This window comes from Cellulomonas sp. Root485 (assembly GCF_001426705.1).
Classification (GTDB): domain Bacteria; phylum Actinomycetota; class Actinomycetes; order Actinomycetales; family Cellulomonadaceae; genus Cellulomonas.
In genome coordinates, this window is sequence record NZ_LMFC01000005.1 from 242,495 (window position 1) to 257,627 (window position 15,133).

At 72.3% G+C, this 15,133-nt stretch carries 13 protein-coding genes; 1 reads left to right on the forward strand and 12 read right to left on the reverse strand.

Going from position 1 to position 15,133, the window contains the following annotated elements:
- From ASD16_RS20530 to ASD16_RS20580, 11 genes are all read right to left on the reverse strand, one after another.
- On the reverse strand, positions 1–1,824 hold the full coding sequence (locus ASD16_RS20530) for an ABC transporter ATP-binding protein (protein WP_055922360.1): 1,824 nt from the start codon (positions 1,822–1,824) through the stop codon (positions 1–3).
- Positions 1,821–3,692 (reverse strand): ABC transporter ATP-binding protein, encoded by a 1,872-nt coding sequence (locus ASD16_RS20535; protein ID WP_055922362.1) that lies wholly within the window; start codon positions 3,690–3,692, stop codon positions 1,821–1,823. The genes ASD16_RS20530 and ASD16_RS20535 overlap by 4 nt, the downstream gene beginning before the upstream one ends.
- Positions 3,693–3,735: 43 nt before the next feature.
- Positions 3,736–4,494: an SDR family oxidoreductase gene (locus ASD16_RS20540; RefSeq protein ID WP_055922364.1), complete on the reverse strand. Its 759-nt coding sequence runs from the start codon at positions 4,492–4,494 to the stop codon at positions 3,736–3,738.
- A 40-nt stretch (positions 4,495–4,534) separates the two neighbouring features.
- The gene (locus tag ASD16_RS20545) at positions 4,535–5,839 is read right to left on the reverse strand and encodes an aspartate aminotransferase family protein (RefSeq protein ID WP_055922366.1); all 1,305 of its coding nucleotides are present in this window, start codon (positions 5,837–5,839) and stop codon (positions 4,535–4,537) included.
- 65 nt (positions 5,840–5,904) lie between these two features.
- On the reverse strand, positions 5,905–7,071 hold the full coding sequence (locus tag ASD16_RS20550; RefSeq protein ID WP_055922560.1) for an ABC transporter substrate-binding protein: 1,167 nt from the start codon (positions 7,069–7,071) through the stop codon (positions 5,905–5,907).
- Positions 7,072–7,137: 66 nt separating this feature from the next.
- Positions 7,138–7,899, reverse strand: a complete 762-nt coding sequence (locus tag ASD16_RS20555; RefSeq protein ID WP_055922369.1) for an ABC transporter permease — start codon at positions 7,897–7,899, stop codon at positions 7,138–7,140.
- Complete coding sequence (locus ASD16_RS20560; protein ID WP_055922372.1) at positions 7,896–8,690, reverse strand: ABC transporter ATP-binding protein; 795 nt, start codon at positions 8,688–8,690, stop codon at positions 7,896–7,898. Before ASD16_RS20560 ends, ASD16_RS20555 begins: the two co-directional genes overlap by 4 nt.
- Positions 8,687–9,622 carry an ABC transporter permease gene (locus tag ASD16_RS20565; protein WP_082571030.1) on the reverse strand — a complete coding sequence of 312 codons (936 nt, stop codon included), beginning with the start codon at positions 9,620–9,622 and terminating at the stop codon, positions 8,687–8,689. The genes ASD16_RS20560 and ASD16_RS20565 overlap by 4 nt, the downstream gene beginning before the upstream one ends.
- Positions 9,619–10,647, reverse strand: a complete 1,029-nt coding sequence (locus ASD16_RS20570) for a TIGR03842 family LLM class F420-dependent oxidoreductase (RefSeq protein ID WP_055922375.1) — start codon at positions 10,645–10,647, stop codon at positions 9,619–9,621. The genes ASD16_RS20565 and ASD16_RS20570 overlap by 4 nt, the downstream gene beginning before the upstream one ends.
- A gap of 13 nt (positions 10,648–10,660) precedes the next feature.
- Entirely contained in the window at positions 10,661–12,079 is a 1,419-nt protein-coding gene (gene hydA, locus ASD16_RS20575; RefSeq protein WP_055922378.1) for a dihydropyrimidinase, read from the reverse strand.
- 16 nt (positions 12,080–12,095) lie between these two features.
- Complete coding sequence (locus tag ASD16_RS20580) at positions 12,096–12,944, reverse strand: nitrilase-related carbon-nitrogen hydrolase (RefSeq protein ID WP_055922380.1); 849 nt, start codon at positions 12,942–12,944, stop codon at positions 12,096–12,098.
- A 224-nt stretch (positions 12,945–13,168) separates the two neighbouring features.
- Between ASD16_RS20580 and ASD16_RS20585 the strand changes: the two genes are divergently transcribed.
- A complete protein-coding gene (locus ASD16_RS20585; protein WP_055922382.1) occupies positions 13,169–14,542 on the forward strand; it encodes a PLP-dependent aminotransferase family protein in 1,374 nt (457 codons plus the stop codon).
- A gap of 22 nt (positions 14,543–14,564) precedes the next feature.
- On the opposite strand, the gene ASD16_RS20590 is transcribed toward ASD16_RS20585, so the two are convergent.
- Positions 14,565–15,038: a DUF6223 family protein gene (locus tag ASD16_RS20590; RefSeq protein ID WP_055922385.1), complete on the reverse strand. Its 474-nt coding sequence runs from the start codon at positions 15,036–15,038 to the stop codon at positions 14,565–14,567.
- Positions 15,039–15,133 lie beyond the last annotated feature (95 nt).

The following is a 15,133-nucleotide window of genomic DNA, read 5'->3' on the forward strand; positions in this document are numbered from 1 at the left end:
TCACGTCGTGCGGCGCAGCGAGCGCTGCCAGTCGGCGTGCAGCTCCGCGAACCGGCCCCCGGCGGCCACCAGCTCGACCGGTGAGCCGTCCTCGACGATGCGGCCGTCCTCGATGACCAGCACGCGGTCCGACCCCATGACCGTGGACAGCCGGTGCGCGATGACGACCGACGTGCGGTCCGCGAGCAGCGTCTGCAGCCCGAGCTGCACGAGCGCCTCCCCCGGCACGTCCAGCGAGCTGGTCGCCTCGTCGAGGATCAGCAGCACCGGGTCCGCCAGGAACGCCCGCGCGAACGACACCAGCTGGCGCTGGCCGGCCGAGAGCCGCACGCCGCGCTTGTCGGCCTCGGTGTCGTACCCGTCGGGCATCGCCGCGATGAGGTCGTGCACGCCAACGGCGCGCGCGGCCGCCTCGATCTCCTCGGGGGTGGCCTCCGGCTTGCCGAGCGCGATGTTCGCCCCCAGGGAGCCGGAGAACAGGTACGCCTCCTGGGTCACCATCACGACGGCCCGCCGCAGGTCGACCGGGTCGATCTCGCGCAGGTCGAGCCCGTCGAGGCGGACGGAGCCCTCGCGGACGTCGTAGAACCGGGCGAGCAGCTTGGCGATCGTCGACTTGCCGGCACCCGTCTCGCCGACGAGGGCGATCGACTGCCCCGCCGGGATGTGCAGGTCGACGTGCGGCAGGACCGTCGGACCGGTGCCGTAGCCGAACTCCACGCCGTCGAACCGGACGTCGCCGCGGGCGTCGGCGAGCCGCTTGGGGCGCTCCGGCTCGGGCACCGTGGGCTCCTCGGCGAGCAGCGACGCGAGCTTCTCGAGGGCCGCCGTGGCGGACTGGAAGGAGTTGTAGAACATGCCGATCTGCTGGAGCGGGCTGAAGAAGCGCCGCGCGTAGAGCACCGCCGCGACCAGGACGCCGACCTCGATCCCGCCGTCGAGCGCCCGCAGACCGCCGACCAGCAGGACCGCCGCCACCGTGACGTTCCCGATCAGGGTCAGACCGGTGTCGAAGACGCCGTTGAGCCGGATCGACGTGGCGTTGGTGTTCCGGTAGTCCTCCGCCAGGTCCCCGTAGACCTCGCGGACCGCAGGCTCCCGGCGGAACGCCTGCACCGCGCGGATGCCGGTCATGGTCTCCACGAACCGCACGATGAGCCGGGCGGCCGCCGTGCGCTGCTTGCGGTACTGGACGCGCGAGCGCACCTGGAACCACCGGGTCAGGATGACGCCGGGCACGACCGCGATGAGCAGCACGAGCCCGCTGCGCCAGTCGAGCAGCACCAGGGACACCGCGGTGAACACCATGGCCAGAACGCCCGAGGCGAGCGTGGTGACACCGCCGTCCAGGAGCTCGCGCAGGGCGTCGACGTCGGAGGTCTGCCGCGAGATGATCCGGCCCGACGTGTAGCTCTCGTGGAACTCCAGGCTGAGCCGCTGCGTGTGCCGGAACACCCGGCGGCGCAGGTCGAGCAGCATCGTCTGGCTCACCCGGGCCGACGCCCGGACGGTCGCGGCGGTCAGCAGCCCGCCGAGCAGCGCCGCCGCGAGGTACGCGGCGGTGGCCAGCGTGATCGGTCCGGCGTCGCCGTCCGTGAGCGCGGGGAGCGCCTGGTCGATGCCGAAGGCCACGAGCGCTGGACCGGCGACGGCAGCGAGCTGTGCGCCGACCACCAGGGCCGCGGTCGCCCATGCCGCGCCGGCGACCGGCCGCAGCAGGGACCGGAGCAGACTGAGCGAGCGCCGCCGGATGAGGCGGGACTCGGCGGTGGTGCTCTGCTCCTCGAAGCTCTCGGAGGTCGCCGAGGTCGCCGTGGCGGTCACGGTCGGACCTCCGCGAGCTCGTCGGCCTCGGCGTCGTCCGCGCCGTCGGCGTCGTCCAGCGCCGACAGCGCCGTGAGCACGTACCGGTAGTGCGGGTGCGTGGACAGCAGGTCGGCGTGCCGGCCGACGCCCGTGATCCTGCCGTCCTCGAGCACCGCGACCCGGTCGGCCAGCGCGACCGTCGACGGCCGGTGCGCGACGACGAGCGTGGTGGTGCCGGTGAGCATCTCGCGCAGGCGACCGGTGACCGCCGCCTCGGTGGTGACGTCGAGCGCCGAGAGCGGGTCGTCGAGCAGCAGCACCCGCGGGCGCACGGCGATCGCGCGGGCCAGGGCGATCCGCTGCCGCTGACCGCCCGAGAGACTGAGCCCCTCCTCGCCGATGATCGTGTCGAGCCCGTCGGGGAGCCGGTACGCGAACCCTCCCCGGGCGACGTCGAGGGCCTCGGCCACCAGGTCGTCGGCGGCCTGCCCGGTCAGGTCCGTGCCCAGCAGGACGTTCTCCCGCACCGACGCCGAGAACAGGATGGGGTCCTCGAACGCGATCGACACGGCTGCACGCAGGTCGGCACGGCGCAGGTCGCGGACGTCCACGCCGTCGATCCGCACGCTCCCCGCGGTCACGTCGTAGAGGCGTGGCACCAGCTGGAGCAGGGTCGTCTTGCCGCTGCCCGTGAGCCCGACGAGCGCCATCGTCTCCCCCGGCTCCAGCACCAGGTCGATCCCCGCGAGGATGTCCGCGCCGCCTCGCGACGTCCCGTCCGCCGCAGCGCTGCGCGGGTGCGCGAAGTGGACGCCGGACAGCTCCACCCGCGATCCGGCCGGGTCCGCGACGGGCAGAGCCGCCGGCTCCGCGGGGTCGCGCACGGCGGACCCCGTGTCCATGACCTGCAGGTACCGGTCGGTCGCGGCCTTGGCGTCGAGCGTCATCGCGAGCAGCATGCCGAGGCGCTCCACCGGGCTGTTGACCACGGCCGCGGTGGCGAAGAACGCGACCAGCGCGCCGACGCTCAGCTCCCCGCGCGAGGTGAGCACGACCCCGATCCCGAGGGACACCGCGAGGATCGTCTCCGGGATGGCGCTCAGGGCGAACGACACCCGGGACTGCGTCCGCGCCTTGTGCACCTCCACCGAGCGCAGCGCGTCAGCCTGCCGCACGAAGTCGTCCAGCGCGTCGTCCCCGCGACCGAAGGCCTTCAGCACGCGGATGCCGTGCACCGACTCCTCGACGGTCGTCGCGAGGTCCCCCGCCTGGTCGCGGGCCTGCCGGGCGATCACCTTGTAGTCCTCGCGGAACCGGAACCCGAGCCAGATCATCGGTACCGCGCCCGCCAGGTACACCAGACCGAGCACCCAGCTGGTCGCGAGCATCAGGGTCACGCCCACGAGGACGGTCGTCGCGCTGACCGCCAGCATCACCAGCCCGAACACGGTCCAGCGGCGGATGGTGCCCAGGTCCGACATGATCCGCGACAGCAGCTGGCCCCCCGACCAGCGGTCGTGGAACTCCACGGGCAGGTCGAGCAGGTGCCGGAACAGGTCGGTGCGCATGTCCCGCTCGACCGTGGTGCCCGGCGTGAGGATCAGCGCGCGGCGGCACCAGACGAAGAACGCCTCGAGCACGCCGAGCGCCAGGACGACGAGCGCACCGAGGATGACGCCCCGCTGCGACCCCTCGGACAGCAGCGGACCGTTGACGATCACGCGCAGCACCTGCGGCACCGCCAGCGCGAGCAGGCTCGCCCCGAGGGCGGTCAGCCCTCCGAGCGCGATGCGCGGGAGAGCCGGCCGCGCCCACTGCCGGAGGCGCAGGAGCACCCGGGTGGTGGACTCGGGTTGGGTGGGTCGTGCGGGTGGAGCAGAAGGCACGCCTCCACCCTACGTACGCCCTCCGACAGTTGCCCCGTCGATCTCAGGGGTCGGTCCGCACGATCCGGTTGTTGCTCGCCTGCGCGCGCGGCCGGACCACCAGGAGGTCGATGTTGACGTGCGCCGGGCGGCTGAGCGACCACGCGATGGCGTCGGCGATGTCGTCCGCGACCAGCGGCTCGTACCCGGCGTACACGGCCGCGGCCCGCTCGCTGTCTCCGTCGAACCGGACCATCGAGAACTCCTCGGTGGCGACGGCCCCCGGCGCGATCTCGATGATGCGGATCGGCTCGCCGAGGATCTCCCAGCGCAGCGTCGTCGCGAGCATCCTCTCGGCGTGCTTGGCGCCGACGTAGCCGGCGCCACCCTCGTACGTGCCGTGCGCCGCGGTCGAGGTGACGACGACGATGTCGCCGCCGTCGCCTGCGCGCAGCTGCGGCAGCAGCGCCTGCGTGACCCGCAGCGTGCCGATCACGTTGAGCTCGTACATCTGGCGCCAGTGGTCCAGGTCCGCGGACTCCACGGGGTCGAGCCCGAAGGCGCCGCCCGCGTTGTTGACCAGCGCGTCGAGCGGGCCGCCGTCGGCCACCTGCTCCGCGAGCCGCGCCACGTCGGCGTCGTCCGTCACGTCCGCGACGACGGTGGTCGCGCCCGTCTCCTCGGCCAGCGCGGCCAGGCGGTCCGCGCGGCGGGCGGTCGCGACGACGTCCCAGCCTTCCGCGCGCAGTCGTCGGACCGTGGCGGCGCCGATCCCGGAGGACGCGCCCGTCACCAGGGCGCGTCGGGGCGTGCTCGTGCTCATGCGGAACTCCCAAGAACGTGGTGGTGAACAGCGAGACAGGCTAGGCGACCTCGGCGAGGACCTCGGTCAGCAGTCCGAGACCGGTCGCGGCCTCGTCGGGCGTGACGACGCAGGGCGGCACGACGTGCACCCGGTTGTCGGCGAGGAACGGGAGCAGCCCGCGGGCCAGCGCGCCGGTCTTGATGCGGCCCATCAGCGCGGCGTCGACGGGCTCGCGCGTCGCCTGGTCCTTGACCAGCTCCACGGCCCAGAACACCCCGAGCCCCCGCACCTCGCCGACCAGCGGGTTCGTCGCGGCGAGCTCCGCGAGCCCCGGCCCGAGCACGTCCCGGCCGATCGCTGCGGCGTTCTCGACGATCCCCTCGTCGGCCATCGCGTCGAGCGCGGCGACGATCGAGCCCATGGCCAGCGGGTGCCCCGAGTAGGTCAGCCCGCCGGGGAACACGCGGTCGTCGAACGTCTTCGCGATCGGCTCGCTGAGGATCACGCCGCCCGCGGGCACGTACCCGGAGTTGACTCCCTTGGCGAACGTGATGAGGTCCGGGACGACGTCAAACGAGTCGAACGCGAACCACTGCCCGGTCCGGCCGAAACCGGCCATGACCTCGTCGAGGATGAGCAGGATGCCGTACCGGTCGGCGATCGCGCGGACCCCGGCGAGGTACCCGGGCGGCGGGACGAGCACGCCGGCGGTGCCGGGGATGGTCTCCAGCAGGATGGCCGCGACCGACGTCGGGCCCTCGGCCTGGATCACGCGCTCCAGGTGGTGCAGCGCGCGCTCGGACTCCTGCTCGGGCGTGGTCGCCCAGAACTCCGAGCGGTACAGGTACGGGCCGAAGTGGTGCACGTGCGCGCGGGCGTACTCGTTGGGCACACGCCGCCAGTCCCCCGTCGCCACCACGGCCGCGCCGGTGTTGCCGTGGTACGAGCGGTACGCCGACACGACCTTGTCGCGACCGGTGTGCAGCCGGGCCATCCGGATCGCGTTCTCGTTGGCGTCGGCCCCGCCGTTGGTGAAGAAGACGCTGGTGAACCCGTCGGGGGCGTGGCTGAGCACCCGCTCGGCCGCGCGGCCGCGTGTGAGGTTCGCCGTCGCGGGCGCGACCGTCGTGAGCGTCGCGGCCTGCTCCTGGATCGCCGCCACGACGCGGGGGTGCTGGTGGCCGATGTTGGTGTTCACCAGCTGGCTGGAGAAGTCCAGGTACCGACGACCCGCGTGGTCCCACACGGTCGACCCCAGCCCGCCCGCGATGACCAGCGGGTTCAGATGAGCCTGCGCGGACCACGAGTGGAAGACGTGGTCGCGGTCGAGACGCAGCGCGGTCGCGTCGTCGTCGGTGGTCATGGTGCCTCTCCTTCGGTGGTGCGGGACCGCGCGCGGGCGCCGTTCGACGCCCGCGCGCGGGGTGCTCAGTTGCCGCCGGCCTCGAGTGTGACCTCGATGGGCTCGAAGTCCTCGCCGGACACGTCGACGCCCTCGTCCTTCAGCTCCGCCAGCGCCTTCTCGACGTACTCGTTGGTGTACGCCTCGGCGTCGGGCTCGGCCGTGATGACCGTGGCCCCCTGGTCGTTCTTCGTGGTGAGGGCCACGTCGACGGTCTGCGTCCACGCGGCCTCGTCGATCATGCCGATGCCGTCCGGCGACGGCCAGATCAGCTTGTTGATCTCGTTGGTCTGCCACAGCTGGTGGCTGTTGCCCAGCTGCGAGCCCTGGGCCACGACGATGTCCCGGGCCTCCTCCGGGTTGTCCCGCGCGTAGATCCAGCCCTTGAGGCTCGCCTTGATGAACTTGACGGTCGTCTCCTGGTACTCCTCGTCGGACGCGAGCTTCTCCGAGTTGGCCCAGATGGCGTCCTGGAGCATGGCCGTGCCCTCGTCGTTCCAGTTGATCGCCGTGAAGTCGTCGGCCGTGTAGAGCTCGCCCGTGTCCGGGTTCTCGGCCTCGAGCAGCTGCGCGTACTCGTTGTAGGTCATGGCCTGCGCCGCGTCGATGTCGCCCGCGAGGAACGCGTTCATGTCGAACTGCTGCTGGACCAGGGTGACGTCGGTCGCCGGGTCGAGGCCGGCTTCGGTCATGCCGGCGAACAGCTCGAACTCGTTGCCGTAGCCCCAGTTGCCCACGGTCTTGCCCTCGAGGTCGGCCGCGGTCGAGATGCCCTTGTCCGCGAACGAGACCTGCAGCGTGCCGGACTTCTGGAAGATCTGGGCGACGTCGGTGATGCCCGCGCCCTGCTCGCGCGACGCCAGCGCCTTGGGCACCCACGCGATCGCGTAGTCGACCGAGCCGTCGGCCAGGACCGACTGCGGCACGATGTCGGTGCCGCCCTCGACGATCTCGACGTCGAGGCCCTCGTCCTCGTAGTAGCCCTGGTCCACGGCCGCGTAGTAGCCGGCGAACTGGGCCTGCGTGAACCACTGGAGCTGGAGCTTGACGGGGGTCAGCTCGCCGCCGTCGGCCGAGTCGCTGGCCGCGGGCTCGTCGGAACCGCCGTCGTCGGAGCTGCACCCCGACAGGACGAGCGCGGCGGTGACGCCGACCGCGGCCGCGCCCCACGCAGTACGCCTGGTGAGTCTCATCGTCATCCCTCTCGTTGGCTGTGCTGTGCGGATATCGGCCGACTGGCTGCGGTGGCAGGCGGACGTCTAGCCCCCTTGGCGCCTCGCGACGGCGTTCTCGAGCGCGAGGGTCGCGAGGTAGAACACGAGTCCGAGCAGGATCGCGCCGAGGACGAAGGCCCACGCCCGGGCGTACGCGCTGTTCGACGCGGCGGACGTGATGCGCGACCCGAGGCCGTTCTGCAGCCCGCCGAAGTACTCCGCGACGATCGCCGCGATCACGGCGGTCGACGACGCGATCCGCAGGCCGGTGAACAGGTAGGGCAGCGCGCCGGGGATCGTCACCGTGCGCGTGATCTGGCGAGGGGTCGCGGCGTAGGCCTTGAGCAGGTCGCGGTGCACCGGCTGCACCTGCCGAAGCCCGCGGAGCATGTTGACGAACACCGGCGCGAAGACGACGACCGACACGACGAGCCGCCGCGGGGTGGTCGACGTCGTGCCGAACATCGTGTTCAGCGCGGGCGCGAGCGCGACGATCGGCATGACCGACAGGGCCGCCGCGGTCGGCGACAGGAGCGTGTCGGCCATCCGGCTGCGCGCGGCGACGATCGCGGCGCCGACGGCCACCACGCTGCCGACCACGAGCCCGACCAGCACGTTCATGCCCGTGGCCAACGCGGCGGACCACACCAGCGGCAGCACGAGCACGAGCTGCTCGACGATCGCCGTCGGGCTCGGCAGCAGGTACGGCTTGATGCCTGCACCCACGACGAACGCCTGCCAGAGCAGCAGCGCGACGACCCCGAGCAGGACGGGGGCGACCCAGCGGCGGACGGCGGCGGCGGTCATCGCAGGTCCGCCCCGCGCGCGGTGACGGGCGTGCCGTGCAGAGCCTCGCGAACCGCGGTGACGGCCGCGAAGAACGAGGCGTCCTCCCGCAGCCCCTCCCCGCGTGCGTCGCCGAGCGTGATGGGCACCACGGCGCTGATCCGCCCCGGCCGCGGCGACATCACGACCACCCGCTGCGACAGGAACACCGCCTCGGGGATCGAGTGCGTGACGAACACGACCGCCGCCCCGCTCTCCGCACAGATCCGCACCAGCTCGGTCTGCATCCGTTCCCGGGTCATCTCGTCGAGCGCCCCGAACGGCTCGTCCATGAGCAGCAGGCTGGGCCGCTCCGCGAGCGACCGCGCGATCGCGACGCGCTGCTGCATGCCGCCGGACAGCTGGTGGGGGAAGTGGCCGGCGAAGTCGTCGAGCCCGACCAGCGACAACAGCTCCTTGGCTCGCACGCCGCGCTCGGCCTTGCCGATGCCGTGCAGCTCCAGCGGCAGCTCCACGTTCGCCGTCACCGTGCGCCACGGGAGCAGCCCGGCCTGCTGGAACGCGATGCCGTAGTCCTGCGCCTCGCGTGCCTGCTGCGGGGTCTTGCCGAACACCGTGAGCTCGCCGGTCGTCGGGGTGTCGAGGTCGGCGATCAGGCGCAGGAGCGTCGACTTGCCGCAGCCGGAGGGGCCGATGAGCGAGACGAACTCGCCGTCGGCGACGCTCAGGTCGATGCCGTCGAGGGCGACGACCTCCCCCGAACGCGAGGAGAAGACCTTCCCGACGCCACGGGCTTCCACGGCGTTCGTCATCTGACCTCCGCATAGCGGTAGCGGCCCAGGCCGAGCCCGAGCAGGGACACCAAACCGGCGGCGACCAGCCCGAGCAGGGCCGCCGCGGCGATCGCAGCCCACGGTTTGGCGGGGTCGCCGCTCGCGGACTGGGCGTAGCTGATGATCAGGCGGCCGATGCCACCCTTCGTGCCGGTCGACACCTCGGCGACGATCGCGCCGACCACCGCGGTCGCCGCCCCGAGCCGCAGCGCGGGCAGCAGGTACGGGACGCTCGCGGGCAGCCGCAGCGACAGCATCGTGCGGTTCCAGCTGGCCGCCTGCGCGCGGAACAGCTCCACCTGCGCGGCGGGGGGCGACTGGAACCCCCGCAGCGCGCCGATGGTCACGGGGAAGAACGCCAGGTAGCTCGCGATGAGCGCGACCGACATCCACCGCTGCCACTCGAACGTCCCGATGTGGATGCGCCCACCCCAGCCGACGACCAGCGGCGCGAGCGCGATGAGCGGCACCGTCTGGCTGAGCACCACCCACGGCACCAGCGCGGACTCCGCCAGCTGCCAGCGCTGCATGAGCGCGGCGAGCAGCAGCCCGCCGATCGACCCCACCAGCCAGCCCGCGAGCGCGACCCGCAGCGTGAACCAGCACGCCGCGAGCATCGCGCTCAGCACCGTCGGCGAGCCGGTGGCCGACGTCTCGGGCTGGAGCACCCGGTCGACGACGTCCCACACGTGGGGCATCGCCAGGTCGTCGGTCCGCGGCAGCACGCTCGCTTCCCCGATGTGCCCGCCCGCGTCCGGGACGACGACCTTGACCAGCTCCCACAGCGCGGCGAGCAGGAGGACCGCGAGCACCCCGACGAGGATCCGACGGCCCGCCGTCGAGCGCTCGCGCGGGCGGACGGGTACCGGCGCGGTGCGCTCCGGCGCGAGCGTGGTGGCCAGATCGGTCATGCGGTGGCCACGACCGGCGTCGCGAGCGCGGGGATGACGTGCTCGCCGTAGACGCGCATCGTCTCCTCCTTGTTGTCGTGCTGGAGGTAGCCGGCGAACTGGGTGACGCCGAGGTCGCGCAGGGCCTCGAGCTTCTCGACGTGCTCCTGCGCGCTGCCCAGCAGGCAGAACCGCTCGACGATCTCGTCCGGCACGAACGCGGCGTGGGTGTTCCCGGCGCGGCCGTGCTGGTTGTAGTCGTAGCCCTGCCGGCCGGTGATGTAGTCGGTCAGGGCCTTCGGCACCGACGAGTCCGCGCCGTACCGGGCGACGATGTCGGCCACGTGGTTGCCGACCATGCCCCCGAACCAGCGGCATTGTTCACGCATGTGCGCTCTGCTGTCGGGCGAGTCCTCGCCGATGTACATCGGGGCCGCGATGCAGAACTGGATCGCGTCGGGGTCCCGGCCCGCCTGCTCGGCGGCGTCACGCACCACCTTGATGGTCCAGGCCGCGATGTCGGGGTCGGCGAGCTGCAGGATGAACCCGTCGCCCACCTCTCCCGTGAGCTTGAGCGCCAGCGGGCCGTACGCGGCCACCCAGATGTCGAGCGCCGACCCCTTCGACCACGGGAACCGCACCTCGGCTCCGTGCAGGTAGGCGGGCCGGTCGTTGGCCAGCTCGCGGATCACCTCGATCGACTGCCGCAGGGTCGCCAGGTTGGACGGCTTGCCGTGCAGCGTCCGCACCGCCGAGTCGCCACGCCCGATCCCGCAGATGGTCCGGTTGCCGTACATCTCGTTGAGCGTGGCGAACAGCGAGGCGATCACCGACCAGTCGCGCGTGGCCGGGTTGGTCACCATGGGCCCGACCATCACCTTGCGGGTGGCCGCGAGGATCGCCGAGTAGATGACGAACGGCTCCTGCCAGAGCAGGTGCGAGTCGAACGTCCACACATGGCTGAACCCGTGGGTCTCCGCCAGGCGGGCCAGCTCGACGGTGCGCGAGGCGGGCGGGTTCGTCTGCAGCACGACACCGAAGTCCATGTGGTGAGCCCTTCTACAGGAGGTACTGGGACAGGCCGCGCGGCACGTACTTCCCGTGCCCGGCGCGCCCGCGGTAGCCGGTCTCGTCCACCACGACCGCCCCCCGCGAGAGGACGACGTCGACGTGCCCGTCGATCTCGTAGCCCTCCCACGCCGAGTGGTCCATGTTCATGTGGTGCGTCTTGTCCACGCCGATCGAGGTGTGCCCGGCCGGGTCGTAGATGACGACGTCGGCGTCGGCCCCGGGAGCGATGACGCCCTTCTTCCCGTACAGCCCGAACATCCGCGCGGGCGTCGTCGACGTGAGCTCCACCCAGCGCTCCAGTGTGATGCGCCCGGTCACGACCCCCTGGTACATGAGGTCCATCCGGTGCTCGATCGACCCGATCCCGTTGGGGATGGCCCGGAAGTCGCCGACGCCGAGGTCCTTCTGGCCCTTCATGCAGAACGGGCAGTGGTCGGTGGACACCATCTGCAGGTCGTTGGTCCGCAGCGCCTGCCACATGTGGTCCTGGTGCCCTTCGGCCCGCGAGCGCAGCGGCGTGGAGCAGACCCACTTGGCGCCCTCGAAGCCCGGCGCCCCGAGCTGTTCCTCGAGGCTGAGGTACAGGTACTGCGGACACGTCTCGCCGAACACGTTCTTGCCGTTGTCCCGGGCCCACGCCAGCTGCGCGACGGCCTGCTTCGCGCTCACGTGCACCACGTAGAGCGGTGCGTTCGTGACGTCGGCCAGCATGATCGCCCGGTGCGTGGCCTCCTCTTCGAGCTGCCAGGCGCGCGCGATGCCGTGGTAGTACGGGTCGGTCTTGCCCTGCGCGACGAGCTGCGCGGCGAGCACGTCGATCGCCGGGCCGTTCTCGGCGTGCATCATCGTGAGCAGCCCGAGGTCGGCGGCCTTCTGCATGGCTCGCAGGATCTGCGCGTCGTCCGAGTAGAAGACCCCCGGGTAGGCCATGAACAGCTTGTAGCTGGTCACGCCCTCGGCGACGAGCCCCTCCATCGCCTTGAGGGAGTCCTCGTCGACGCCGCCGACGATCTGGTGGAAGCCGTAGTCGATCGCGCAGTTCCCGGCGGCCTTGTCGTGCCAGGCGCCGAGCCCGTCCATGACGCGCTCGCCCGTGCGCTGCACGGCGAAGTCGATGATCGTCGTCGTCCCACCCCAGGCCGCGGCACGGGTGCCGGTCTCGAACGTGTCGGACGCGTTGGTGCCGCCGAACGGCAGCTCCATGTGGGTGTGCGCGTCGATGCCGCCGGGGATCACGTACTTGCCGCCTGCGTCGATGACCTGGTCGACGCTCGCCGCGAGGTCGTGGCCCAGCAGCGTCGAACCGGGTGCGAGCACCGCGGCGATGGTCTCGCCGTCGATGAGCACGTCGGCGGCCGTCCGCCCGGTCGCGCTGACCAGGGTGCCGCCGCTGATGAGGGTCGTCATGACTGGACCTCCTGGCTCACGGAGCCACGATCGGGCCGTAGGCGTCCGGCCGGCGATCCCGGAAGAACTGCCACCGCTCGCGCACGACGCGGATCTGGTCGAGGTCCAGGTCGCGGATGATCAGCTGGTTCTCGCTGGAGGAGCCGACCTCGCCGACGTAGTTGCCGTCCGGGCCGACCGCGTACGACGAGCCGTAGAAGTTGACTGCCTCGTCGCCGTACTCGTTGTCCTCGAGCCCCACGCGGTTGTTCGCGACGACGAAGTAGCCGTTGGCCACCGCCGCGGCCGGCTGCTCGATCTCCCAGAGCTTGTTCGAGATGCCCGGGGCCGTGGCGTTCGGGTTGAACACGATCTGCGCCCCGTTGAGGGCCAGTACCCGCCACCCCTCCGGGAAGTGCCGGTCGTAGCAGATGTTCACGCCGATCGTGCCGACGGCCGTCTCGAACACCGGGTACCCGAGGTTGCCCGGACGGAAGTAGAACTTCTCCCAGAACTTGGGCAGGTTCGGGATGTGGTGCTTGCGGTACTTGCCGAGGTAGCTGCCGTCGGCGTCGATCACCGCGGCCGTGTTGTAGAGGACGCCGGGCTGCTCCTCCTCGTACACGGGGAGCACCATGACGATGCCGAGCTCCTTGGCCAGCGCCGCGAACCGCTCCGTCGTCGGCCCCGGCACGGACTCCGCGTAGTCGTAGTAGGCGGTGTCCTGCGTGATCCCGAAGTACGGGCCGTAGAACAGCTCCTGGAACGCGATGATCTGCGCACCCTGCGAGGCGGCCTCGCGGGTCCACGCCTCGTGGAGCGCGATCATCGACTCCTTGTCGCCCGTCCAGGTGGCCTGGGTGAACGCGACGCGTACGACGGTCATAGGGCTCCTCCGCATCTCTGTCTCGACCGGCCTCGGAGCCCCTACGCGGCGCCTGAGTGCCCGTTCTTGGCACCGTAGCCTGGAATGTGACTGTCCGGGTTGAACATTTCTGCGCTGTTACTGGTGGGTACCCGGACGCGAACATCGGCGCCGTCCACGTAAACATCTGCACCGTCTCCGGGCGGCCCTCCGCGGGCGCGTCCGGGGCGTGCATCCTGACCCGCATGGACCTCGCTTCCCACGTCGACGACCGCAGCCCTCGCGGCATCGCGGCGACCGTGGCGCGCCTCGTCCGGGGCGGTGACCTGCGCCCCGGGGACCGGCTCCCGACCGTCCGCCACCTCGCCGCGGACCTCGGCGTCAGCCCCGCGACCGTCAGCGGCGCCTGGCAGGCGCTCTCGGCCGTGGGCATCGTGATCTCCCGCGGCCGTGCCGGCACCGTCGTGCTTCCCCCGCCCGCCAGCTGGCTGCCGCCCCGCTACCGCGACCTCGCCGGCGGGGCGCCCGCGCGGCTCGACCTGTCGACCGGTACCCCCGACCCCGAGCTGCTGCCCCTGATCGGTCCCGCCCTGTCCCGCGTCGCCCTCCAGCGGCCCGCCGCCGACACCGGCGCCTACGTCACCGCCCCCGTCGTGCCCGCCCTCGAGGTGCTCCTGCGCGACTCGTGGCCGTTCGCGCCGCAGCGCATCACCGTCGTCGACGGAGCGCTGGACGCCATCAGCCGCACCCTGGAACGCGTCGCCGGGTACGGGTCACGGGTCGCCGTCGAGGACCCCGGCTTCCCGCCGCTGTTCGACCTGCTGGACCAGCTCGGGCTCGAACGCGTCCCCGTGACGCTCGACCGGCACGGCATGCGGCCCGACGCGCTCGAGCGGGCGCTCGACGCCGGGGCGGGTGTCGTCGTCCTGCAGCCGCGCGCCCACAACCCGACCGGCGTGAGCATGACCTCCACCCGCGCCCGCGAGCTCGCCGCCGTCCTCCGCCGGCACGACGCCCTCGTCGTCGAGGACGACCACTCCGGCGAGATCGCGTCCGCCCGCGACGTCACCCTCGGGCCCCTCCTGCCCGACCGCGTCGTGCACGTCCGGTCCTACTCCAAGTCCCACGGACCCGACCTGCGCATCGCGGCCGTCGGCGGACCCGCCTCGGTGCTCGACGGGCTGGTCGCCCGCCGCATGCTGGGCCCCGGCTGGACCAGCCGCCTGCTCCAGCACGTCCTCGTCGACCTCCTCACCGACAGCAGCGCCATCGAGGCCGTCGCCCACGCCCGCCGCGTCTACCACGCGCGCCGCCGAGCCCTGCGGGACGCCCTGGCCGGCCACGGCATCGCCATCGACCCCGGGGACGGCATCAACGTCTGGCTCCCGGTGCACGACGAGCGCACCGCCCTGGTCCGCCTCGAGGCCGCCGGCATCCGCGTGGCCCCGGGCACCCCGTTCTCCGCCGACGGCGGGACGACCTCGTCGAACGAGAGCACCGACGCCGCGGGCGGACCGGCCGACCCGACGCAGCGCGCGCACGTCCGGGTCACCGTCGGACTCGTCGGCTCCGAGGTCGAGGACGTCGCCCGGGCGCTGGCCCTCGCCGCGGCGGAGTGAGCGCGAGCCGGGAGGTCGTCGACTACCGGTCGTCGACGGCGACGGAGGGCCGCGCCCCGCCACGGGACGGAGCGGCGGGCGTACGCCGGAACCGCGCCAGGGCGAGCCCACCGAGGACGACCGCGAGCGCCCCGAGCACCGCGGCCACGACGGCTCCACCGAGCCCGTTCCCCGTGCCCAGGCCCCCGTCGGCGGTCGCGGCGAACACCACCCCGAGCACCGCGCCGACCAGTCCGAGCGCCACGGCCCCGAGCGCGCCCGACCGGCCCGCCCTGCGCCGGAGAGCGAGCACGCCGAGAACCACGCCGGCCAGCGCGAGGACGGCGACGATCGTGGGACCGATGCGCCCGGCCGTCAGACCGGACGGGCTGCCGCCTGCGGCGTGGACGTCGTCGTACGCCGCCGCCGGTGCGGCGAGCACGTAGGTGGCGACGACGACCGGTCCGGCTGCGGCAAGCACTCGCCGGACCGACGTCAGGGCTGGAGGTGTTCGCATGGTCCTTCTCCTTGGTCGTCGGATGTCCTCTGCAGCCTCTCGCCGGTCGGCCCGCCGGTCGTCCCCCGGACGCGGGCACTGTGCGCTGCCGCGCA

Excerpts from the sequence above, each read along its gene's own strand:
- ASD16_RS20590 (WP_055922385.1), bottom strand. The coding sequence starts at position 15,038 with ATGCGAACACCTCCAGCCCTGACGTCGGTCCGGCGAGTGCTTGCCGCA.
- ASD16_RS20580 (WP_055922380.1), bottom strand. The coding sequence starts at position 12,944 with ATGACCGTCGTACGCGTCGCGTTCACCCAGGCCACCTGGACGGGCGAC.
- hydA (WP_055922378.1), bottom strand. The coding sequence starts at position 12,079 with ATGACGACCCTCATCAGCGGCGGCACCCTGGTCAGCGCGACCGGGCGG.
- ASD16_RS20565 (WP_082571030.1), bottom strand. The coding sequence starts at position 9,622 with ATGACCGATCTGGCCACCACGCTCGCGCCGGAGCGCACCGCGCCGGTA.
- ASD16_RS20560 (WP_055922372.1), bottom strand. The coding sequence starts at position 8,690 with ATGACGAACGCCGTGGAAGCCCGTGGCGTCGGGAAGGTCTTCTCCTCG.
- ASD16_RS20540 (WP_055922364.1), bottom strand. The coding sequence starts at position 4,494 with ATGAGCACGAGCACGCCCCGACGCGCCCTGGTGACGGGCGCGTCCTCC.
- ASD16_RS20570 (WP_055922375.1), bottom strand. The coding sequence starts at position 10,647 with ATGGACTTCGGTGTCGTGCTGCAGACGAACCCGCCCGCCTCGCGCACC.
- ASD16_RS20585 (WP_055922382.1), top strand. The coding sequence starts at position 13,169 with ATGGACCTCGCTTCCCACGTCGACGACCGCAGCCCTCGCGGCATCGCG.
- ASD16_RS20545 (WP_055922366.1), bottom strand. The coding sequence starts at position 5,839 with ATGACCACCGACGACGACGCGACCGCGCTGCGTCTCGACCGCGACCAC.
- ASD16_RS20555 (WP_055922369.1), bottom strand. The coding sequence starts at position 7,899 with ATGACCGCCGCCGCCGTCCGCCGCTGGGTCGCCCCCGTCCTGCTCGGG.
- ASD16_RS20550 (WP_055922560.1), bottom strand. The coding sequence starts at position 7,071 with ATGAGACTCACCAGGCGTACTGCGTGGGGCGCGGCCGCGGTCGGCGTC.